Origin of the sequence: Cellulosimicrobium sp. RS, from assembly GCF_046159675.1 — a bacterium.
Lineage (GTDB): Bacteria > Actinomycetota > Actinomycetes > Actinomycetales > Cellulomonadaceae > Cellulosimicrobium > Cellulosimicrobium funkei.
The window spans coordinates 474,658-496,108 of record NZ_JBJXVU010000001.1 but is presented as its reverse complement, the minus strand read 5'-3'; the positions used below and the strand labels follow the sequence as shown (position 1 = coordinate 496,108).

General features: G+C 75.2%; 16 protein-coding genes. 3 read left to right on the top strand and 13 right to left on the bottom strand.

What is annotated here, in order from left to right:
- Positions 1-149: 149 nt before the first annotated feature.
- The 13 genes from smc to ACI769_RS02160 form a co-directional block, all read right to left on the bottom strand.
- The gene (smc, locus tag ACI769_RS02220; RefSeq protein WP_198163076.1) at positions 150-3,704 is read right to left on the bottom strand and encodes a chromosome segregation protein SMC; all 3,555 of its coding nucleotides are present in this window, start codon (positions 3,702-3,704) and stop codon (positions 150-152) included.
- A gap of 135 nt (positions 3,705-3,839) precedes the next feature.
- On the bottom strand, positions 3,840-4,292 hold the full coding sequence (gene ndk, locus ACI769_RS02215; RefSeq protein WP_031317103.1) for a nucleoside-diphosphate kinase: 453 nt from the start codon (positions 4,290-4,292) through the stop codon (positions 3,840-3,842).
- A gap of 77 nt (positions 4,293-4,369) precedes the next feature.
- Positions 4,370-4,864 carry a DUF4233 domain-containing protein gene (locus ACI769_RS02210; RefSeq protein ID WP_306303334.1) on the bottom strand — a complete coding sequence of 165 codons (495 nt, stop codon included), beginning with the start codon at positions 4,862-4,864 and terminating at the stop codon, positions 4,370-4,372.
- A 4-nt stretch (positions 4,865-4,868) separates the two neighbouring features.
- Positions 4,869-6,590 carry an MDR family MFS transporter gene (locus tag ACI769_RS02205; RefSeq protein WP_085388130.1) on the bottom strand — a complete coding sequence of 574 codons (1,722 nt, stop codon included), beginning with the start codon at positions 6,588-6,590 and terminating at the stop codon, positions 4,869-4,871.
- Positions 6,591-6,723: 133 nt separating this feature from the next.
- A complete protein-coding gene (locus ACI769_RS02200) occupies positions 6,724-7,392 on the bottom strand; it encodes a TetR/AcrR family transcriptional regulator (protein WP_232322585.1) in 669 nt (222 codons plus the stop codon).
- A 97-nt stretch (positions 7,393-7,489) separates the two neighbouring features.
- Positions 7,490-8,227 (bottom strand): dihydroxyacetone kinase phosphoryl donor subunit DhaM, encoded by a 738-nt coding sequence (gene dhaM / locus ACI769_RS02195; RefSeq protein ID WP_085388132.1) that lies wholly within the window; start codon positions 8,225-8,227, stop codon positions 7,490-7,492.
- Positions 8,224-8,868, bottom strand: coding sequence for a dihydroxyacetone kinase subunit DhaL (dhaL, locus tag ACI769_RS02190; protein ID WP_085388133.1), 645 nt, complete (start codon positions 8,866-8,868; stop codon positions 8,224-8,226). The genes dhaM and dhaL overlap by 4 nt, the downstream gene beginning before the upstream one ends.
- 69 nt (positions 8,869-8,937) lie before the next feature.
- A complete protein-coding gene (dhaK, locus tag ACI769_RS02185) occupies positions 8,938-9,933 on the bottom strand; it encodes a dihydroxyacetone kinase subunit DhaK (RefSeq protein WP_043658407.1) in 996 nt (331 codons plus the stop codon).
- A 144-nt stretch (positions 9,934-10,077) separates the two neighbouring features.
- Positions 10,078-11,499, bottom strand: coding sequence for a folylpolyglutamate synthase/dihydrofolate synthase family protein (locus ACI769_RS02180; protein WP_085388134.1), 1,422 nt, complete (start codon positions 11,497-11,499; stop codon positions 10,078-10,080).
- The gene (gene ileS, locus ACI769_RS02175) at positions 11,496-14,945 is read right to left on the bottom strand and encodes an isoleucine--tRNA ligase (RefSeq protein WP_085388803.1); all 3,450 of its coding nucleotides are present in this window, start codon (positions 14,943-14,945) and stop codon (positions 11,496-11,498) included. The genes ACI769_RS02180 and ileS overlap by 4 nt, the downstream gene beginning before the upstream one ends.
- A gap of 245 nt (positions 14,946-15,190) precedes the next feature.
- A complete protein-coding gene (locus ACI769_RS02170) occupies positions 15,191-15,442 on the bottom strand; it encodes a hypothetical protein (RefSeq protein ID WP_085388135.1) in 252 nt (83 codons plus the stop codon).
- Positions 15,443-15,787: 345 nt separating this feature from the next.
- A complete protein-coding gene (locus tag ACI769_RS02165) occupies positions 15,788-17,356 on the bottom strand; it encodes a molybdopterin-dependent oxidoreductase (RefSeq protein WP_409141101.1) in 1,569 nt (522 codons plus the stop codon).
- Positions 17,357-17,444: 88 nt separating this feature from the next.
- A complete protein-coding gene (locus tag ACI769_RS02160) occupies positions 17,445-18,284 on the bottom strand; it encodes an SDR family oxidoreductase (protein WP_085388804.1) in 840 nt (279 codons plus the stop codon).
- A gap of 196 nt (positions 18,285-18,480) precedes the next feature.
- On the opposite strand from ACI769_RS02160, the gene ACI769_RS02155 reads away from it, so the two are divergent.
- From ACI769_RS02155 to ACI769_RS02145, 3 genes are read left to right on the top strand one after another with little or no spacing between them, the layout of a single operon-like run.
- Entirely contained in the window at positions 18,481-19,536 is a 1,056-nt protein-coding gene (locus tag ACI769_RS02155) for a putative F420-0 ABC transporter substrate-binding protein (RefSeq protein WP_409141100.1), read from the top strand.
- Positions 19,533-20,627 (top strand): putative F420-0 ABC transporter permease subunit, encoded by a 1,095-nt coding sequence (locus tag ACI769_RS02150; RefSeq protein WP_186325287.1) that lies wholly within the window; start codon positions 19,533-19,535, stop codon positions 20,625-20,627. Before ACI769_RS02155 ends, ACI769_RS02150 begins: the two co-directional genes overlap by 4 nt.
- Positions 20,624-21,445: a putative F420-0 ABC transporter ATP-binding protein gene (locus ACI769_RS02145; protein ID WP_076406592.1), complete on the top strand. Its 822-nt coding sequence runs from the start codon at positions 20,624-20,626 to the stop codon at positions 21,443-21,445. Before ACI769_RS02150 ends, ACI769_RS02145 begins: the two co-directional genes overlap by 4 nt.
- Positions 21,446-21,451 lie beyond the last annotated feature (6 nt).

The window sequence follows — 21,451 nt, the reverse complement described above, 5'->3', positions numbered from 1 at the left end:
CCTCCAGTATCCGGGCGCCGGAATGCGTCGCGACCGCAGCCACGCCGGGGCTCGGCGATCAGCACCACATCTTCACAAGGCCCGGAATTGCAACGATCCTGGAGGTTCCGCCCAGGTGCGGACGAGGCGGACGGACCGCCCCGCGCCGGTCAGGCGGAGACCTCCTCGCGCGCCTCGGACATGCGCTGGCTGATGACCGTCGTGACGCCGTCGCCGCGCATCGTCACGCCGTAGAGCGCGTCGGCGATCTCCATGGTGCGCTTCTGGTGCGTGATGACGATGAGCTGCGAGTCCTCCTGGAGCTCGCGGAAGATCTCGAGCAGGCGACCGAGGTTCACGTCGTCCAGGGCGGCCTCGACCTCGTCCATGACGTAGAACGGCGAGGGCCGCGCCTTGAAGATCGCGACGAGGAGCGCGACCGCCGTGAGCGAGCGCTCGCCGCCGGACAGCAGGGACAGGCGCTTGACCTTCTTGCCCGCGGGACGGGCCTCGACCTCGATGCCCGTGGTCAGCATGTCGTCCGGGTCGGTGAGGACCAGGCGCCCCTCGCCGCCCGGGAACATGCGGGCGAACACGCGCTCGAACTGCTCGGCGGTGTCGCGGTACGCGTCCGAGAACACCCGCTCGACGCGCTCGTCGATCTCCTTGACGATCTCCAGCAGGTCGGCGCGCGACTTCTTGAGGTCGGCCAGCTGGTCGGCGAGGAACTTGTGCCGCTCCTCGAGCGCGGCGAACTCCTCGAGCGCGAGCGGGTTCACCTTGCCGAGGCGGCCGAGGTCACGCTCCGCGGCACGCAGGCGCTTCTCCTGCTGGGCGCGGTCGTACGGGACCGTGCGGGGCTCGCCGTCGTTGGAGGGGACGGGGACCTCGCGGTGCGGGCCGAGCTCCTCGACCAGGACGGCCGGGTCGAGCCCGAGCTCGTCGACGCTGCGTGCCTGGAGCTGCTCGATGCGCAGCTGCTGCTGGGCGCGCGCCACCTCGTCGCGGTGCGCGACGTCGGTCAGCTCGCGCAGGCGCGCCGCCAGGTCGTCGACCTCGCGGCGCGCGGCGGTCACCGCGGTGTCGCGCTCGGCCCGTGCCGCCTCCGCGGCGTCCCGCTCCGCGCCCGCCCGGGCCAGCGACCGGTCGATCGCGGCGAGGGCGAGCGTCGCGCCGTCGCGCACCGCGGACGCTCGGCCCGCCTGCCGCACCCGCGCCGCCTCGCGCCGCGCGGCCCGCTCGCGCGCGTCGCGCTCCGCGGCGGCCGCCCGGGCCAGCGACTGGGCCCGGCCCGCGACCGCCCGCGAGCGCTCCTCGCTCGTGCGCAGGGCGAGCCGTGCCTCGGTCTCGGCCGTGCGTGCCGCCGAAGCACGTGCGAGGAGGCGGTCGCGCTCGGCGCTCGCCTCCGCCACCGCGTCCTCGGACTGCTCCGGCGCCGTCTCGGCGACCTCGAGCCGCTCGACGAGCCCGGCGAGCGTCTCGCGCGCGTCGTCGAGACCCTGGGACGCCCGCTCCAGCGACGCGCGCACGCGCTCGGCCTCCGCGGCGGCCGAGCGCGCGGTCGCCCCCAGGTGCCCGAGCTGCTCCGCGACCGCGGCGAGCTGCGCGTCGGACTCGTTGAGCCGGTCGAGCGTGTCCTCGTACCGGGCCCGCGCCTCCTGCGCCGCCTCGCGCGCGCCCACGAGCGCGAACCGGGCACGCTCGGCGCGGGCCGTCGCGTCGGCGTGCGCGGTGCGCGCCTCGTCGAGCGCCGACTGCAGGTGCAGCACGCTCGGCGCCGACGCCGACCCACCCCACGCGCGCGTCGTCGCGAGGAGGTCCCCGCCCCGCGTCACGACGGCGACGCCCGGGTGCCGCGCCACGAGCGCGCGCGCCTGGCCCAGGTCGTCGACGACGGCCACCCCCGCCAGCAGAGACCGCACCGCCTGGCCGACGCCCCCGGCGGCGGTGACGACGTCGACGGCCCAGCGCGCGCCGTCGGGCAGGTCGACGGCGGCGGGGCCCGGGCCGGGCTCCGCGGTCGCCACGACGAGGCCCGCGCGCCCGGCGTCCTCCGTGCGCAGGTACCGCAGCGCGTCGACCGCGGCGTCGACCGACTCGACCGCGACCGCGTCGGCGGCCGGGCCCAGCGCCGCGGCGACCGCGTCCTCGTATCCCGCCTCGACGCCGAGCAGGGCCGCGAGCGACCCCACGACGCCGACGCCGTCCGCCGCGAGCAGCGCGCCCGCGCCGTCCTTGCGGTCGAGGCTCAGCTCGAGGGCCTCGATGCGCGCGCTCCATGTCGCGCGCTCCTGGTCCGCGGCGGACGCGTCCGCCTCCAGGCCCGTCACGGCGGCGGTCGTGCGCTCGACCGCGTCCGCCGCGGCCTCGTGCTCGGCGTCGAGGCCCTCCTCGCCCTCCTCGGCGCCGACCACCTGGGTCTCGAGCACCGCGAACTCGGTGCGCGCCTGCGTGCCCCGGTGCTCGGCCTCCGCGAGCGACTCGCGCAGCCGCCCGATCTCGGCCTCCGCGGCCTCGATGCGCGTGCGCTGCGCCGCGACCTGCCCGGCGAGCCGCGCGAGACCCTCGCGGCGGTCCGCGGCACCGCGGAGCAGCGTCGCGACGGCCCGCTCCGCCTCCCCCGCGGCCTGCTCGGAGTCCTCCCGGTCGGCGACCGCGGCGGCGAGCGCGTCCCGCGCGCGGGCGACCTCCGCCTCGAGCTCCGCCTCGGTCGCGCGCACGCGCTCCGCCTGCGCCTCGAGCTCGTCCGGGTCCTGCCCGCGGGGCGCCGCCTCGGGGCGCCCGAGGAGACGCACGCGCTCCTCGGCGAGCGTGCGCGTGCCGCGCAGCCGCTCGCGCAGCGACGAGAGCCGGAACCAGACGTCGGTCGCGGCCCCGAGGGCGGGCGCGGCCTCCGCGGCCTCGCGCTCGAGCCGGCCGAGCGTGTCGCGCGCCGTCGCGAGCGCGCGCTCGACCTCCGCCTGCTGCGTGCGCAGGGCCGCCTCGTCGGCCATCTCCTGCTCGAGCGTCGCGGTGAGCTGGGCGAGGTCGTCGGCGAGGAGCCGGGCCCGCGCGTCGCGCAGGTCGGCCTGGATCGTCGCGGCCTTGCGCGCGATCTCCGCCTGCCGCCCCAGCGGGCCGAGCTGGCGCCGGATCTCCGTCGTGAGGTCCGCGAGCCGCGTGAGGTTGGCCTGCATCGCGTCGAGCTTGCGGAGCGCCTTCTCCTTGCGCTTGCGGTGCTTGAGGACGCCCGCGGCCTCCTCGACGAAGCCGCGGCGGTCCTCGGGCGTCGCGCGCAGGACGGCGTCGAGCTGCCCCTGGCCGACGATCACGTGCATCTCCCGGCCGAGGCCCGAGTCGGAGAGGAGGTCCTGGATGTCGAGCAGGCGGCACGCGCTGCCGTTGATCGCGTACTCGGACCCGCCGCTGCGGAACAGCGTGCGGGAGATCGTCACCTCGGTGTAGTCGATCGGCAGGGCGCCGTCGGTGTTGTCGATCGTCAGGGACACCTCGGCGCGCCCGAGCGGGGGCCGGCCCGACGTGCCGGCGAAGATGACGTCCTCCATCTTGCCGCCGCGCAGGGTCTTGGCGCCCTGCTCCCCCATCACCCACGCGAGCGCGTCGACGACGTTCGACTTGCCCGAGCCGTTCGGCCCGACGACGCACGTCACGCCGGGCTCGAAGCTCAGCGTCGTCGCGGACGCGAACGACTTGAAGCCGCGCAGCGTCAGGGTCTTGAGGTGCACGGACCCGAGCCTAGTGCGGCGCTCCCACGATCCTGCGGACGTCCGCGACCGGCCGTGGCGGACCGCGCACACCGCGGCGGGCACGCGAACGCCCCGCCCCGGAGGCCCGGGACGGGGCGGACGTGCGCGTGCGGGTCAGCCGAGCTCGGGGAACCAGAGCGCGATCTCGCGCGCGGCGGACTCGGGCGAGTCCGACCCGTGCACGAGGTTCTGCTGGACCTTGAGGCCCCAGTCGCGGCCGAGGTCGCCGCGGATCGTGCCGGGCAGCGCCTCGGTCGGGTTGGTCGCGCCGGCGAGCGAGCGGAAGCCGGGGACGACGCCCTGGCCCTCGGCCACGACCGCGAGGATCTTGCCCGAGAGCATGAAGTCGACGAGCGGCTGGAAGAACGGCTTGCCCTCGTGCTCGGCGTAGTGGGCGGCGAGCAGCTCGGGCGTCGCGTCGAGCAGGCGCACGGCGGCGAGCGTGTAGCCCTTGGCCTCGACGCGCCGGAGGATCTCGCCGGACAGGCCGCGGCGGACGCCGTCGGGCTTGACGAGGATGAGGGTGCGCTCGATGGTCTCGGTCAGTGCGGGTGCGACGTCGGTCATGGTCGCCGAGCCTACCGGCCGCGGGCCCGTGCGCCGCGCCCGGCGGGCGGCCGCCCGGCCGCGTGCGCGCCGCGCCGTCAGCCGGCGTTGGGCGCGGTCTCGGGGTGCTCGGCGTCGTAGGCCGCGCGCTCGCGGTCGATGCGCCCGCCGAGGCGGATCGAGACGATCCACAGGACGACGAAGAGGCCGCCCACGAGGAACATCATGGGCACCACCAGCCCGAGCGCGAGCACGGGCACCTGGACCACGGACCCGGCGACGTACCCGCCGGGCGTGCCCACCATGCGCGACAGCACGACGAGCACGACGGCGAGCACCCCGCCCACGACCCAGATCGACGTCGCGGAGGGCAGCTCGAGCGGGCCGCGCGAGTACGGCACGTCGCGCAGGCCGTAGGCCACGAGCGTCGCGAACACGACGAGGAACGCCTCGAGCAGGAGCGTGGTCGACGCGAACTGGACCTTCGCGGGCTTCTTGGGCTTGATGCGGTCGCCCGGGGACGGGCGCACCGGGCCCGCCGCGCGGCCGTGGCGGGACGGCTGCGCGGCGGGCTGCGACGGCGAGGTGCTCACCCGGTCAGGATACCGGCGCGCCGTCGCGGTCCCGGCTCCCGGGGCGCTCGTCGTCCGGTCCCCGGCCGCCCGCGGGCACGACGACCGCGGCGCCCTCAGCCTCGCCCGTCGCGGGGGCGTCCTCGCGCAGGTCGCCGTGGTCGGCGACGGCCTCGCCGCGCGCGACCATCCCGGCGACGTCGGAGAGCTTGACCTCGCGCAGGAACAGCGCGAGCACGAACCCGACGAGGACGAGCGGGACCAGGTACCAGAACGCGGGGGCGAGCGCGTCGGTGAACGCGTCGACGACGCCCGTGTGGATCGGCTCCGGGAGCTGCTGCACCATCTCGGGCGTGAGCGAGGAGCCCTCCGCGCCGGCGGGGGCCGCACCTCCGGGCACGCCCGCGAAGACGCCCTCGAGGTTGTCGGCGAGCCGCGACGTGAAGATGGTGCTGAACAGCGCCGTCCCGACGGCCGCGCCGATCTCGCGGAAGAAGTTGTTCGCGCTCGTGGCGGTCCCGATCTCGTGCGGGTCGACCGAGTTCTGCACGGCGAGCACGATGGTCTGCATGACGAGGCCCATCCCGGCGCCCATGACGAAGATCATTGCGCCGAAGAGCCACATCGACATGTCGCCCGTGATGCGCGTGAGCCAGACCATCCCCGCCGCGGTGATCGCGAGACCCACCACCGGGTAGATCTTGTACCGCCCGGTCTTGGTGATGGCGATACCGGACCCGATGGCCGTGATCATGACGCCGACCATCATCGGGAGCATGAGGAACCCGGACTCGGTGACCCCGGCACCCGTGGACATCTGCAGGAACGTCGGCAGGAACGCGAGCGCCGAGAACATGCCCATGCCGAGCACGAGACCGATCAGCGTCGCGATGGTGAAGGTCCGGTTCTTGAACAGGTGCAGCGGGAGCAGCGGCTCCTCGGCGCGGTTCTCGACGAGGACGAACGCGACGACCGACACCACGACGGCCGCGACGAGGCCGAGCAGCCACGGGTCGGACCAGTCGTAGCCGGACGACGTCGTCAGCGACTCCCAGCTCGTGACCAGGACGATGCCGGACGTCGCGACGACGAGGAAGAAGATGCCCGCGACGTCGATCTTGCGGCCCGCGCGGTGCGAGGGGAGCTTGAGCGCGACCCACGCCACGACGAACGCGGCGACGCCGATGGGCACGTTGATCCAGAACGCCCAGCGCCAGCCCGGGCCCTCGGTGAACCAGCCGCCGAGGAGCGGCCCGATGACCGCGGCGATGCCGAAGAGCGCGCCCATGGGGCCCATGTACTTGCCGCGGTCCTTGGCGGGGACGATGTCGGCGATGATCGCCTGCGACAGGATCATCAGGCCGCCGCCGCCGAGGCCCTGCACGCCGCGCCAGGCGACGAGCTCGGGGAACGACTGCGCGAACCCGGCGCCGGCCGACGCGACCGTGAAGAGGCCGATCGCGACGAGGAACGGCCAGCGGCGGCCCCAGAGGTCGCCGAACTTGCCGTAGAGCGGCATGACGATGGCGATCGCCAGGATGTAGGCCGTGATGACCCAGCCCTGGTGCTCGACGCCGTGGAGCTCGCCGACGATCGTCGGCATCGCGGTGCCGACGATCGACTGGTCGAGCGAGGACAGGAACATCGACGCCATGAGCGCGCCGAAGATCACCCACACGGTGCGCGGGGTGAGCACGACGAGCGGCTTGCCGCCGTCGACGGGCGGTGCTGCGGTGGAGGAGGCCATGAGGATCCGGTTCGGTCGGGACGGGCGGGCGCGCGCCGACGGGCGCGGCCCGTCGTCGGGTGGAGGCTGGAGGTGCGGCCGGTCGGGTGGGGGCCCGAGCCGGTGGAGTCCTCGCGCGGAGCGAGGGGTGCGGTCAGGTGGCCGCGGGATCGGGGGCGCGCGTGTCGCGGAGCAGCGCGCGGAGCTGGTCGACGACGCCCGGCAGGTGGTCCACCGGCTCGCCCTCCCGGCCCCGCTGCTGCCACTCGACCGTGCTCGCGCGCAGGAGGCTCATGACGACGAGCGCCAAGAGCTCGGGGTCCGGGACGAACGGCCGGACCGCGCGACGTGCGACGAGCATCTCGACGAGCTCCGCGCGGTGGCCCTCGACCCACGCGACGTGCCGCGCGACGAGGTGCGGCTCGCGCTGCACGAGCTCGAGCGTGCGCGCCATGCGCTCGGGGGTGACGACCTCGTGCGCGAGCACGTCGGCCACCACGACCTCGAGGTCGTCGAGGAGCGCGCCCGTCGGGCCGCCGGCGACGAAGGCCGCGACGACGTCGGGTCGGACCGAGAAGTCCTCGAGGCCGAGCACGGCGTCGTCCTTCGCGGGGAAGTAGTTGAAGAACGTGCGGGGCGAGACGCCGACGGCCGCGCAGATGTCCTCGACCGTCACGGCGTCGAGGCCGCGGTCGAGGACGAGGGTCTGCGCGGCGTCGACGAGGGCCTCGCGGCGCGCGCGCTTCTTGCGCTCCCGCAGCCCGCCCGGCGACGGCGCGACGCACGCCGCCGCCCGCTCGGCCACGGAGGGGCGATCGGGCACGTCAGGCGGAGTCGTCGGCACGAGGACCATTCTTGCATCCTCTGCAATTTTGCATCAACTGCAATATCGGGTGACGGAGGTCACACCGGCGTGGGCGTCAGACCTCTCCGAACCCGCTCTCCACGGCCTCGACCACCGCGCGCACGGCGTCCGCGGCCTGCGGGCCCTCCCCCGTGACCGTGAGCTCCTGCCCGCCGGTCGCGCCGAGCTTCATGAGCTCGAGGACGCTCGCCCCGTTGACGCCGTCGATCGCGACGCTCGCGTCGAACCCCGCGACCAGGCGCGCGAGCACCGCGGCGGGCCGGGCGTGCAGGCCGAGCGGGTTGCGCAACGTCACGACGGCGCGGGCCTCCCCCGCCGGCGGGGCGCCGTCCGCAGGGTTCTCCTCCCCCGCCTCCGGTGCCGCGGCGGGGACGGCGAACGTGCCGCCCGCGTGCTCCGCGGACGCGAGGACCTCGGCCACGTCGCCGCCGCCGTGCGCGGTGACGGCCGCCGCGACGGCGCCCTCGACGAACGGCGCGTCCGCGAGCAGCACGCGCCCGTCGAAGCCGTCCTCCAGGTCCAGCACCGACTCGACCGTCATCACGGCCGAGCCCAGGTCCGCGAGCACGACGACGCCGTCCGCGACGCGCAGCGCCTCCTCGATCGCCCCGGAGACGCGGTCGTAGCTCGTGCCGAGGCCGCCGTCGTCCGTCCCGCCCGCCGCGAGCAGCAGGACGCCGGGCGCCATCTGCGCGGACAGCTCGACGGCCCCCTGCGCGAGGCGCTGCGAGTGCGAGACGAGGACGAGCGCGACCCGGGCCCGCGTGCCGACCGGTCCGGCCACGCCGCTCACGCCGCCGCCGCGTCGCGCGCGGCCTCGAGCAGGATCGCGGTCGACGTCGCGCCCGGGTCCTGGTGGCCCGCGCTGCGCTCGCCGAGGTAGCTCGCCCGGCCCTTCGTCGCCACGAGCGGCACGGTCGCCTCGGCGCCCTCGCGCGCGGCCCGGGCGGCGGCCGCGAGGACGTCGGCCGTCGAGCCGCCGGCGTCGGCCGCGGCCTCCGCCGCGTCGACCGCGGGCTGCCAGGCGTCGACCATGGTCTTCTCGCCGACCTGCGCCTTGCCGCGCGCGGAGATGCCCTCGAGCGCGCCCTCGAGCAGCGCCACGACGCCGTGCGCGTCGAGCTCCGCGAGACCGGTCACCTTCGCGGCACGGAGGTACGCGGTCCCGTAGAGCGGGCCCGAGGCGCCGCCGACGGACGACATGAGCGTCGTGGCCACGAGCTTGAGCACGTCGCCGATCTGACCGGGCGGCTGGTCCCCGGCGGCCGCCCCGTCGAGCTTGGCGACCACCGCGCGGAAACCCCGGTCGAGGTTCTCGCCGTGGTCGCCGTCACCGATCTGGCGGTCCAGCTCCGTCAGCTCGTCCCGTGCCGCCGCGATCCGCTCCGCGCTCAGCCGGGTCCATCGCTCGGCCCAGGCCACGTCCAGCGTCATGCCCCACCTCTCCTCGCCGTCGAGCCGGCGGTGCGCCGGCTCCCGGAGACTGCACGAAAGGGCACCCGCTCACCAGCGCAGCGCGGCCGTGTGGACGGGAGCGTCCCACAGGGCGGTGAGCTCGTCGTCCAGGCGCAGCACGGTGACCGACGCACCCTGCATCTCCAGCGACGTGACGTAGTTGCCGACGAGCGAGCGCGTCACGCGTACGCCGCGCCCTTCGAGCAGCCTCCTAGCCTGACGATAGACGACGTACAGCTCGGACAGCGGGGTACCGCCCATTCCGTTAACGAACAGCAACACGTCCTCGCCGTCGGCGAGGCCCAGGTCGTCGGCCACGGGATCGACCAGCCGCTGCGTGATCTCGTCCGCCGACGCGAGCGGGATCCGGTGCCGCCCGGGCTCGCCGTGGATCCCGATGCCGATCTCGACCTCGTCGTCGCCGAGGTCGAAGCTCGGCCGACCCACGTGCGGCACGGTGCACGCCGTGAGGGCGACGCCCATCGAGCGCACGTTCGCCACGACGCGCCCGGCGATCTCCGTCACGGTCCCGAGGTCGTCACCGCGCTCGGCCGCCGCGCCCGCGATCTTCTCGACCGCGACCGTCCCCGCCACGCCGCGCCGGCCCGCGGTGTAGAGCGAGTCCTCGACCGCGACGTCGTCGTTGACGAGGATGCTCGTGACCTGGGTGCCCTCGGCCTCGACGAGCTCGACCGCCGTCTCGAAGTTCAGCACGTCGCCCGTGTAGTTCTTGACGATCGCGAGCACGCCGGCGCCCGAGTCGGCGCCGAGGATCGCCGGGACGATCTGGTCGGGCGTCGGCGAGGTGAACACGGCGCCCGGCACCGCGGCGTCGAGCATCCCCGGCCCGACGAAGCCCGCGTGCAGCGGCTCGTGGCCCGAGCCGCCGCCCGAGACCAGCCCGACCTTGCCGGCCACCGCGCCGCCGGCGCGCGACACGTACGGGGGCGCGAGGTGCACCTGCACGAGGTCGGCGTGCGCCTGGCCGAAGCCCTCGAGGGACTCCGTCACCGCGTCCTGGGGATCGTTGAGCAGCTTCTTCACCGGTCATCCCTCCATCGGTCCGTGCGCCCGGTCCTCCGGGCGCCGACAGCCCCCGCGACGTCGGCAGGGCGCGCCCGGCGCGCCCGCCGCCGTCGTCGCCTCCATCAAACACCCGGCCGCCGCGCGCCGCGCGGCGTCCGGGCGTCAGCCGCGACCGAGCAGGACGCGCGCGTCGGCCACCGTCACGACCGAGCCCGTGACCAGGACGCCCGTGCCCGTGCCGACGCCCACGGCGTCGTCGCGCTCGACGAGGTCGACCGCCACCTGGAGCGCCTCGTCGAGGCGCTCGGTGCTGTGCACGCGGTCCTCGCCGAAGACGTCGGCCGCGAGCTCGGCGAGCTCCGTCGGGTCGGCCGAGCGCTCCGAGCTGTTGCGCGTCACGACGATCTCCGCGAGCACCGGCTCGAGCGCCGCGAGGAGCGGCTCGGCGTCCTTGTCGGCCATGATCGCGACGACGCCGACGAGGTGGCGCAGGTCGAACGCCTCGCCGAGCGCCGTCGCGAGCGCCTCGGCCCCCGCGGCGTTGTGCGCCGCGTCGACGAGGACGGTCGGGCTGGACCGCACGACCTCGAGCCGGCCCGGCGACGTGACGTCCGCGAACGCCGCCTCGACGAGCGTGCCGTCGAGCGCACGGCCGCCGAGGAACGCCTCCACCGCGCCGAGCGCGAGCAGCGCGTTGTGCGCCTGGTGCTCGCCGTGCAGCGGGAGGAACACCTCGGTGTAGAGCGCCGCGGGCGTGCGCAGGTCGAGGAGCTGGCCGCCGACCGCGACCTGGCGCTCGGCGACGTCGAGGTCGACGCCCTCGCGCAGCAGGCGGGCGCCGACGCGCTCCGCCCGGGCCCGCAGCACCTCCTCGACCTCGGGGCGCTGCGCCGCCGAGACGACGGTCGCGCCCTCCTTGACGATGCCCGACTTGACCGTCGCGATCTCCTCGAGCGTGCTCCCGAGCCACCGCTCGTGGTCGAGCGCGACGGGCGTCACGACGGCGACCTCCGCGTCGACCACGTTGGTCGAGTCCCACTCGCCGCCCATGCCGACCTCGACGATCGCGACGTCGACGGGCGTGTCCGCGAACGCGGCGAACGCCACGCCCGTGAGGACCTCGAAGAAGCTCAGCTGCGACTGCCCGGTCTCCGCGAGCTCGGCGTCGACGACCTGCACGTAGGGGTAGACGTCCTCCCACACCTCGACGAACCGGCGCGGCGAGAGCGGCTCGCCGTCGACGACGATCCGCTCGGTGACGCTCGTCAGGTGCGGGCTCGTGAACAGGCCGGTGCGCAGGCCGTGCTCGCGCACGAGGCGCTCGGCGACGCGCGCGGTGCTCGTCTTGCCGTTGGTCCCGGTGAGGTGGATCGTCCGGAACGCGTGCTGCGGGTCGCCCAGCAGCTCGAACAGGCGCCGCACCCGGTCGATCGTCGGGTCGAAGTCGTGCTCGGGGGCACGGGACACGATGTGCTGGTAGACGCGCTCGAGGTCCGCCTGCGCGGCGGCGTCCTCCGCCGCCGCGCGTGCGTCCTTCGCGCTCTGCCGTCGCGCGGCGCCGGGGTCCTTGCGCGGGGCGCTCACAGGATCACCGCCGTGTCCGGGACGGTGCCGTCGGCCTTCTCGACGCGCACGGAGCGCACGTCGGTCGGCGACGTCTCGACGACGACCTCGACCGCGAGCGTCTCGCGCGCGACGAGGTCGCGGTGCTCCTCGACGGCCGCGAGCCACTCGCCCGGCACGTCGAGCGAGAGCCGGATGCGGTCGGCGACGTCGAGCCCGGCGGCCTTGCGCGCGTCCTGCACGTCGCGGATCACGTCGCGTGCGTAGCCCTCGGCGAGCAGCGCGTCGTCGAGCGCGAGGTCGAGGACGGCGAACCCGCCGCTCGCGAGCACCGCGGCGGCGACGCTCGGCGCCTCGCCCTCGGCGACGCCGCGGTCGGCGACCACCGTCGTCAGCTCGTACTCCGCGGGCAGGAGCGCGACGTCGCCGTCGTCCGTCGTCACGACGACCTCCCCGGCCTCGTCCACGCGCCACGCACCGGCCTTCGCCGCCTTGATGACGGCCTGGACCCCGCGGCCCAGGCGCGGGCCCGCGGCGCGGGCGTTGACCGCGAGGCGCTGCGTGATGCCGAAGCGCTCCGCGGCGTCCGAGTCGGTCGGCTCGAGCTCGACGGCCTTGACGTTGAGCTCGCGCGCCAGCAGGTCCGTGTACGGCGCGAGCGCCCCCGGGTCGTCCACGACGACCGTGAGCCGCGCGAGCGGCTGGCGCACCCGGAGCTGGTGCGCCTTGCGCAGGCCGAGCGCGGCCGACGCGACGGCGCGGACCTCGTCCATCGCGGCGACGAGCGCCGGGTCGGCGACGAGGGACGCGTCCGGGACGTGACGCACGGCCACGGCGGACGAGCCGTCCTCGCCGACGAACCGCTCGCCGACCTCCTCGGTGGACGCCGGCCAGTCCGTGAGGTGGACCGAGCGCCCGCCGGTCAGGCCGCGCCACACCTCCTCCGCGAGCAGCGGGGCGAGCGGCGCCATGACGCGCGTGAGCGTCTCGAGCGCCGTGTACAGCGTGTCGAACGCGTCGGCGTCCTCCGCCCAGAACCGGTCGCGCTGGGTGCGCACGTACCAGTTGGTCAGGACGTCGAGGTGCTCGCGCACGGTCTCGCACGCGCCGGCGATGTCGTACGCGTCGAGCTGCCCCGTGACGCGCACGACGAGGTCGTGGGTCCGGGCGAGCAGGTAGCGGTCGAGGGCCGGGAGCCCGGCCACGCGCTCGGGGGCCACCTTCTGCGCGACGTACCCGGCGGGCTCGACGGGCTCGCCCGCCCGCGCCTGAGCCTTCGACGTGTTCGCGTACAGGGTGAAGAAGTAGTACGTGCTCCACAGCGGCAGCAGCACCTGGCGCACCGCGTCGCGGATCCCGTCCTCGGTGACGACGAGGTTGCCGCCGCGCAGGATGGGCGAGCTCATGAGGAACCAGCGCATCGCGTCGGAGCCGTCGCGGTCGAAGACCTCGTTGACGTCCGGGTAGTTGCGCAGCGACTTGCTCATCTTGCGGCCGTCGGAGCCCAGCACGATGCCGTGCGAGACGGCCGAGCGGAACGCCGGGCGGTCGAACAGCGCGGTCGCGAGCACGTGCAGCGTGTAGAACCAGCCGCGCGTCTGGCCGATGTACTCGACGATGAAGTCGCCGGGGTTGTGGTGCTCGAACCAGTCGGTGTTCTCGAACGGGTAGTGCACCTGCGCGTAGGGCATGGACCCCGAGTCGAACCAGACGTCCATGACGTCCTCGACGCGGCGCATGGTCGAGCGGCCCGTCGGGTCGTCCGGGTTGGGGCGCGTGAGGCGGTCGACGAACGGCCGGTGCAGGTCCGGCTCGCCCTTCTCGTTGCGCGGGAGGGTGCCGAAGTCCCGCTCGATCTCGGCGAACGAGCCGTACACGTCGACGCGCGGGTGCTGCGGGTCGTCCGAGCGCCACACGGGCACCGGGCTGCCCCAGAACCGGTTGCGCGTGATCGACCAGTCGCGCGCGTTCTCCAGCCACTTGCCGAACTGGCCGTGCTGGATGTGGTCGGGCGTCCACGAGATCTGCTCGTTGAGCTCGACCATGCGGTCCTTGAACTTCGACACCGCGACGAACCACGACGACACGCCCATGTAGATGAGCGGCTTGCGGCAGCGCCAGCAGTGCGGGTAGGAGTGCGCGTACGACTCACGGCGCAGCAGCACCGTGCCGGGGCTCGTCGCGCCGAGCGGGAGGTCCGGCGTCTCCTCCCCCTGCGCGGCCGCGGCGTCGTGGCGCGTGCGGCCCTTGAGGTGGTCGATGATGAGCGCGTTCGCGTCGAAGACCTGGAGGCTCTCGTAGTCGACGACGGGGAAGACGAACTTGCCGTCGGACGCGACCGGCAGCACCGGCTCGACGCCCTCGCGGTCGGAGACGACCTTGTCCTCCTCGCCGAACGCGCCGGCGTTGTGCACGAGACCGGTGCCGTCCGTGGTCGTGACGAAGTCGGCCTCGACGACCCGGTGCGCACCGGCGTGCCCGGCGAAGTAGGAGAACGGCGGCGTGTACGACCGCCCGACGAGGTCGGCGCCCGTGAGCCGCTCGACGACCTGCGTCGTCACGTCCTCGACGCCCTCGTCGGCGAGCTCGCGCGCGTACGCCTCGAGGCGCTCCGCGGCGATCACGTAGCGCTCCTTGACGCCCGTGAACGACGACTCCACGACGACGTACTCGACGTCGGGGCCGACCATGACGAACAGGTTGGACGGCAGCGTCCAGGGCGTCGTCGTCCAGATGAGCGCGAGCTCGCCCGTCTCGAGCCGGAAGCCGACGGTGACCGCCGGGTCCTGGCGGACCTGGTACACGTCCTCGTCCATGCGCAGCTCGTGGTTGGACAGCGGCGTCTGGTCGTTCCAGCAGTAGGGCAGCACGCGGAAGCCCTCGTAGACGAGGCCCTTGTCGTAGAGCTGCTTGAACGCCCACAGGACCGACTCCATGAACGTCGGGTCGAGCGTCTTGTAGTCGTGCTCGAAGTCGACCCAGCGCGCCTGGCGGGTCACGTAGTCCTGCCACTCGCTCGTGTACTTGAGCACCGACGCGCGGCACGCGTCGTTGAACCGCTCGATCCCCAGCTCGAGGATCTCCTCCTTGGTCTTGATCCCGAGCTGGTCCATCGCCTCGAGCTCGGCGGGCAGGCCGTGCGTGTCCCAGCCGAAGCGACGCTCGACGTGCTTGCCGCGCATCGTCTGGTAGCGCGGCACGACGTCCTTCGCGTAGCCCGTGAGCAGGTGCCCGTAGTGGGGCAGGCCGTTGGCGAAGGGCGGGCCGTCGTAGAACACGAACTCGTTGCTGCCGTTCTCCCCGGCGGGGTTGCGCTCGACCGAGGCGCGGAACGTGTCGTCCGCCTCCCAGTAGGCGAGGACCTCGCGCTCGATCGCGGGCAGGTCCGGGGAGGCGGGGACGCCGAACGCGGCTCCGGGGTGCGCGTCGGCGGCGGACGAGGGTGCGCGGTGCAGCGGGTAGGCCATGGTCTCGAGGACTCCGGTGAGGTAGCGGTCGGCGGGGTGTCCGCCGTGGTGGTACGGGTCGGTCGTGCTCTCCTGCGAGGACGACTCCCCCACCTGGGGCGGGTTCGCCGCGGTACCACCTCGCTTGCCGGCGCCGTGCCCGCAGGTGCCCGACGGCGTCGGGCACCACGGGCGGTCGCCGACCGCTCGTCGCAGGCTGTGACGGGCCCACCCGTCCGGGTCTAGTGAGGACCTGCCGCGGGCCGTCAGGCCTGCCCCGCGGCGGGGTTCCCGTTCTTCCGGAGGCTCGCCGGTGATGGCCGGGTCGACGCCTGTGCCTCCATGGTAGCCGCCGTCCGGCGGCGCGCGGTGTAGGCGTCGATGTCGCGCGCGACGAGCCACTCGAGCGTGAGCGGCGGTCCGGCGGCGGCCGACGGGGCGGGAGCGGCGGGGAGGGCGGGTGCCGACGACGGCACCGTGGTCGGGCGGTAGCGGGGGAAGTGCGGGGGAACGTACATGGTGGTCTCGCGTCCTGTGCTCGGCTGGCGTCCGTGGGTGCAGACCCGGTCGTGGCGTCGGACTCATCGCTGAGCCGCGGCGCGGGACCGGCGACCGTCACGCCCCGTCGCAGGGAGGGAGGGGCGGGAGGCTGCTCGCGGACACCAGGTCGAGGCTGCGCAGGGCGCCGCGAGCCCTCAACAACAGGTGGCGATGAGGACCCGCGGGCGCGCGAGGACGAGCGGGCTGCTCGTGGGGCGCGCGGAGGTCACCCGCACATGGTGCCAGCACGCCCGTCGCGGGACAACCTCCGGTCCCCCGGAACCCCTCGCCTGCTCCCCTGTCTCCGGCAGGGGCCGGGCCGGTCACCGGACGCGGACGGCGACCTCGTGCCAGCCCGAGGCGCCGTCGGGCGCGGGCGGGGCGACGTCGGCCGTCTGGGTGCGCCCGTCCGCGTCGGTCGCGCGGACCGTCAGCCGGTGCTCCCCCGGCGTCGCGTCCCACGCGTACGACCACTGCCGCCACGTGTCCGGGCCGACCGTCGCGGCGAGCGTCGCGGCGCGCCACGGGCCGTCGTCCACGCGCACCTCGATGCCCTCGACGCCCGTGTGCTGGGCCCACGCCACGCCCGCGACGACGACGTCCCCCGCGTCCACGGCCGCGCCGTCGCGCGGCGTGTCCACGCGCGACGCGAGCTTGATCGGCCCGCGCTCCGACCACCCGCGCGTGGACCAGTAGGCGACGTCGTCGGCGAAGGTCGTGACCTTGAGCTCGGTGACCCACTTCGTCGCGGACACGTAGCCGTACAGCCCGGGCACGACGAGCCGGGCGGGGAACCCGTGCTCGGCCGGCAGCGCCTCGCCGTTCATCCCGACGGCGAGCAGGCTCGCCCGGTCGGGGTCGGTGAGGGCGTCGAGCGGCGTGCTCGCCGTCCACCCGTCGGCGCTCGTGGAGAGCACCATGTCGGCGCCGTCCTGCACTCCGGCGCGCGCGAGCAGCTCGCGGACCGGGTACCCGAGCCACCGCGCGTTGCCCACGAGGTCCCCGCCGACCTCGTTGGACACGCACGTGAGCGTGAGATCGTGCTCGACGAGCGGGAGCGCGAGCAGCTCCTCGAGCGTGATCTCGAACGGGTCGTCGACGAGCCCCGAGACGCGCAGCGTCCACGACGCCGGGTCGACCTGCGGCACGCGCAGCGCCGTGTCGATGCGGTAGAAGTCCGCGTTCGGGGTGACGTACGGCGCGAGCCCGGGGACGCGCAGGTCCGCCCCGGCGGGCACGGCGGGGGCCGGGGTCGCGGGGGCGGGCAGCCGCAGCGCGTCGCGCGCTGCCGTCACGGCTCGCGAGCCGGCAGACACCGCGCGCGACGTCGCGAGCGCGACGACGCCGGCCGCCGCCGCCAGGCCCGTGACGAGGAGGAACCGGCGGCGGTCGACGCCGCCGGACGTCGTCGTCGCGTCGTCGGAGCCGGAGAGCGCGGCCGGGCCGCGCAGCGTCGTCAGCGTCGCGCGCAGCAGCAGCACGGCGACCCCCACGCCGACCAGGCTCGGCAGCGCCCAGGCCACGTCCCCGCCCGGCCGGGCGGCGGCGACGACCGCCCCGACCGCCCCGACGGCGGCGAGCAGCAGCGTGCCGGACGGCGGACGGCGCAGCTCGAGCCAGCCGCTCAGGGCCGCGCCCGCGGCGAGCACGACGCCCATGACCCCGAGCAGCACGGCCTTGTCCGCGGTGCCGAAGGTCGCCACGGCCCAGTCCTTGAGGGGCCCCGGCACCGCGTCGACGACGCCCGCACCGGCGGCGAACAGCGGGCTCGACCCGGGCGCGACGACGGCCGCGACGAGCTCGGCGAGGGCGAACCCGACGGCCGCCGCGACGACGCCCGCGAGCGCCGCCCGGCCACCCGCGTGCCCGGCTGCCTGCCGCTGCCCCGTCATGCGCGTCCTCCCGTGATCCAGTAGACGCCGGGCCGGCCCCGGGCGCCATCGCCGGTTCGGAGCGGCTCCGCTCCCGGACGGGTCGGGGTCAGCCGGCCGACGCGTCGGCGTCGGGCGCGGGCTCCATGCCCTTCGGGACGAGCGGCGCGCGCCACAGGGAGTACGTGGAGGCCTGCGCGACGGGCCGCAGGATCAGCGAGTCGATGTTCACGTGGTGCGGGCGCGTGACGGCGAACGTCACGACGTCGGCGACGTCGTCGGCGGTGAGCGGGTCCACGACGCCCGCGTAGACGGCGTCGGCCCCGGCCTGGTCCCCGTGGTAGCGGTTGAGCGAGAACTCGGGCGTGTGCACGAGGCCCGGCGCGATCTCGATGACGCGGATCGGCTCGCCCACGAGCTCGAGGCGGAGCGTCTTCGCGACGCCGAGCAGCGCGTGCTTGGACGCGACGTAGCCGGAGCCGCCGACGTAGGTGTCGTGGCCCGCGGTCGACGTCATGAGCACGATGTCGCCGCGGCGCGACGCGCGCAGGAGCGGCAGGAACTCCCGGGTCACGCGCACGGTGCCGAGCACGTTCGTCTCGTACATCGCGCGCCACTCGTCGATCTTCGCCTCGTCGACGGGGTCGACGCCGAGGCCGAAGCCCGCGATGTTGAGCAGCGCGTGCACGGGCCCGCGGGCGCCCGCCTCGGCGACGAGGCGCGCGACGTCGTCGTCGGAGGTCACGTCGCCCACCACGGGGTGGGCGCCCGTGCGCTCCGCGACCTCGGCGAGCCGGTCCGCGCGGCGCGCGAACGCCACGACGTCCCAGCCCCGTGCGCGGAGGAACCGCACGCACGCCTCCCCGATGCCCGACGACGCGCCGGTCACCACGGCGCGCAGGGGCGAGGTCGCAGGGGCGGGGGCGGGCGGGTACGACGTCTCGGTCACGACGCACACTCTGTCACGGCCGCGTGTGTAGGCTGGACGACGGACCGCGAACCCCTCGATCGTTCGCCGGAGCGACCTCGTCCTTGGGTCGCGGGTCCGCCCGACGCGAGATGGCGCGTCCGACCCTGGAGAGCCCGCGTCCCCGCCCGGGGGCAGCCGTCCGGCTCTCTCCCCGCCTCGCACCCGGAGCAGCTCCGTGCCCTCGCGCCTCACGCCGTCCCCCGTCTCCCGCCGACCCGTCCGCGCCGCCGTCGGCGCGTCGGCCCTCGCCCTCGTGCTCGCCGCCTGCCCGTCCGGCACGACGCCCGGGGGCGACCCGACCTCTGCGGGCGGCGCGACGTCGTCGAGCACGCCCGGGAGCACCGCGTACCCGCTCACGCTCGACGACTGCGGGTTCGAGGTGACGTTCGACGCCGCGCCCGAGCGCGTCGTGACGATCAAGTCGAGCACCACGGAGATGCTCCTGGCCCTCGGGCTCGGCGACCGGATCGTCGCGAGCGCGTTCGCCGACGGGCCGGTGCCCGACTCGCTGGCCGACGCCGCCGCGGACGTCCCCGCCGTCGTGGAGCCGCTCTCGGACCAGGTCCCGGGTGCCGAGGCGGTCCTGGAGACCGAGCCCGACCTCGTCTACGCGGGCTGGGAGTCCAACCTCACGGCCGACGGCGCCGGCGACCGCGAGACCCTCGCGCAGCTCGGCGTCGCGACCTACGTCTCCCCCGCCGCGTGCAAGGCGCCGGAGTACATGCCGGACCCGCTGACGTTCGACGACGTGTTCGCCGAGATCACCGAGGTCGGCACGATCTTCGACGCGCAGGACGCCGCGGCGGACCTCGTCGCGGAGCAGCGCGCGACGCTCGACGGCGTCGTCCGCGACGACCGCGGCCTGACCGCCCTGTGGTACTCGTCGGGCGACGACATCCCGTACGTCGGGGCGGGCATCGGCGCGCCGCAGATGATCATGGACGCCGTCGGGCTCGAGAACGTCGCGGGCGACGTGCACGACACCTGGACGTCGTACGCGTGGGAGGAGGCGGTCGCCGCCGACCCGGACGTGCTCGTCCTCGTCGACGCCGCCTGGAACACCGCCGAGGCGAAGATCGAGCGGCTCGAGTCCAACCCGGCCACGGCCGAGATGACGGCCGTCCGCGAGGGCCGCTACCTGACGATCCCGTTCCCGGCGACCGAGGCGGGCGTGCGCAACGTCGACGCCGTCGTGGACCTCGCCGCGCAGCTGGAGGCGCTCGACCTGTGACGACCCTGCGCACCCGGCCCGCGCCCGCCGCCGCCGACCGTCGCCCGGACGGCACCGACCCGGCCGGTCGCGCGCGGCGCGGCGCGGCCTGGTGGGTGCCGGCCGGCGTCGTCGCGCTCGTCGCGACGGTGCTCGTCACGGTGACGATCGGGCCGGCGGACCTCGCCGTGGGCGAGGTGTGGCGCTCGGTCGCGACGCACCTCGGGCTCGGCGGGCCGCTGGGCCTGGAGCCGCTCGGCGCCCTGCAGGACGGCATGGTGTGGCAGCTGCGGCTCCCCCGCGTGCTCACGGCGGCGGCCGTGGGCGCCGGGCTCGCCGTGTGCGGCGTCGTCATGCAGTCGCTCACGCGCAACCCGCTCGCCGACCCCTACCTGCTCGGGCTGTCCTCCGGCGCGTCGCTCGGCGCGGTGCTCGTCCTGGTCGCGGGCTGGACGGTCCTGCTCCCCGTCGCGGCGTTCGGCGGCGCGGTGCTCGCGCTCGTCGCCGCGCTCGGCCTCGCGGGCGCGCTCGGGGCGCTCACGCCCACACGGACCGTGCTCGCCGGGCTCGCGGTGAGCCAGCTCGCTGCGGCCGCGACGAGCTTCGTCATCTTCTGGTCGGCCACCGGCGACTCGTACCGCGAGATCCTGTCGTGGCTCATGGGCTCCGTCGCGGGCGCGACGTGGACCTCGGTCGCGGTCGCGGGCGGCGCGACGCTCGTGCTCGGGACGCTGCTCGCGTCGACCGGCTCGGTGCTCGACGCCTTCACCTTCGGCGACACGGCGGCCTCCGCGCTCGGCGTCGACGTCGCGCGCGTGCGCTGGACGCTCCTCGTGGGCGTCGCGCTGCTCACCGGCGCGCTCGTGTCCCAGTCGGGGTCCATCGGGTTCGTCGGCCTGATCCTGCCGCACGCGGTCCGGCTCCTCACCGGCGCGCGGCACCGGCTGCTCCTGCCGCTCTCCGCGCTGTTCGGCGCGACGTTCCTCGTCTGGGCCGACACGCTCGCGCGCACGATGTTCGCGCCGCGCGAGCTGCCCGTCGGCATCGTCACCGCCGCGATCGGCGCCCCGGTGTTCGCCCTGCTGCTGTGGCGCGGACGGAGGACCGCGTGAGCGCCCCCGCCGTCGTGGGCACGACCGGGCTCGACGCGGAGCGCGTGTCGTGGTCGGTCGACGGTCGCCTCGTCCTCGACGGCGTCGACTGCACCGCGCCCCCGGGTGCGGTGAGCGGGCTGCTCGGCCCGAACGGCTCCGGGAAGTCCACGCTCCTGCGTGTGCTCGCCGGCGTCCGGGCGCCGTCGGCGGGCCCGGGCCGGGACGGCGCCCGCGTGCGGTTCGACGGCGCCGACCTGCTCGCGCTGCCGCGCCGCCAGCGGGCGCGGGTGCTCGCGCTCGTCGAGCAGGACGCGACGACCGACCTCCCGCTCTCCGTGCTCGACGCCGTGCTGCTCGGCCGCATCCCGCACCGCTCGCTCCTCGCGGGCGACTCCGCGACCGACCGCGACCTCGCCCGGGCGGCGCTCGCCCGCGTCGGGATGGCGGGGTTCGCGGACCGTGAGGTCGCGACGCTCTCCGGCGGCGAGCGCCAGCGCGTGCACCTCGCGCGCGCCCTCGCGCAGGAGCCCGCGCTCCTGCTGCTCGACGAGCCGACCAACCACCTCGACATCGCCGCGCAGCTCGACACGATGCGCGTCCTGCGCGACCTCGCGGACGACGGCGTCACCGTGCTCGCCGCGCTCCACGACCTCAACCTCGCGGCCCAGACGTGCGACCACGTCGTCGTGCTGGCGGACGGCCGCGTCGTCGCGGCGGGCGACGTCCACGACGTGCTCGTGCCCGACGTGCTGGACCCGGTCTACGGCGTGCGGTGCGAGGTCCTCACGCACCCGCGCACCGGCAGGCCGGTGCTGACGTTCGAGCCCCCGGCCTGAGGAAGC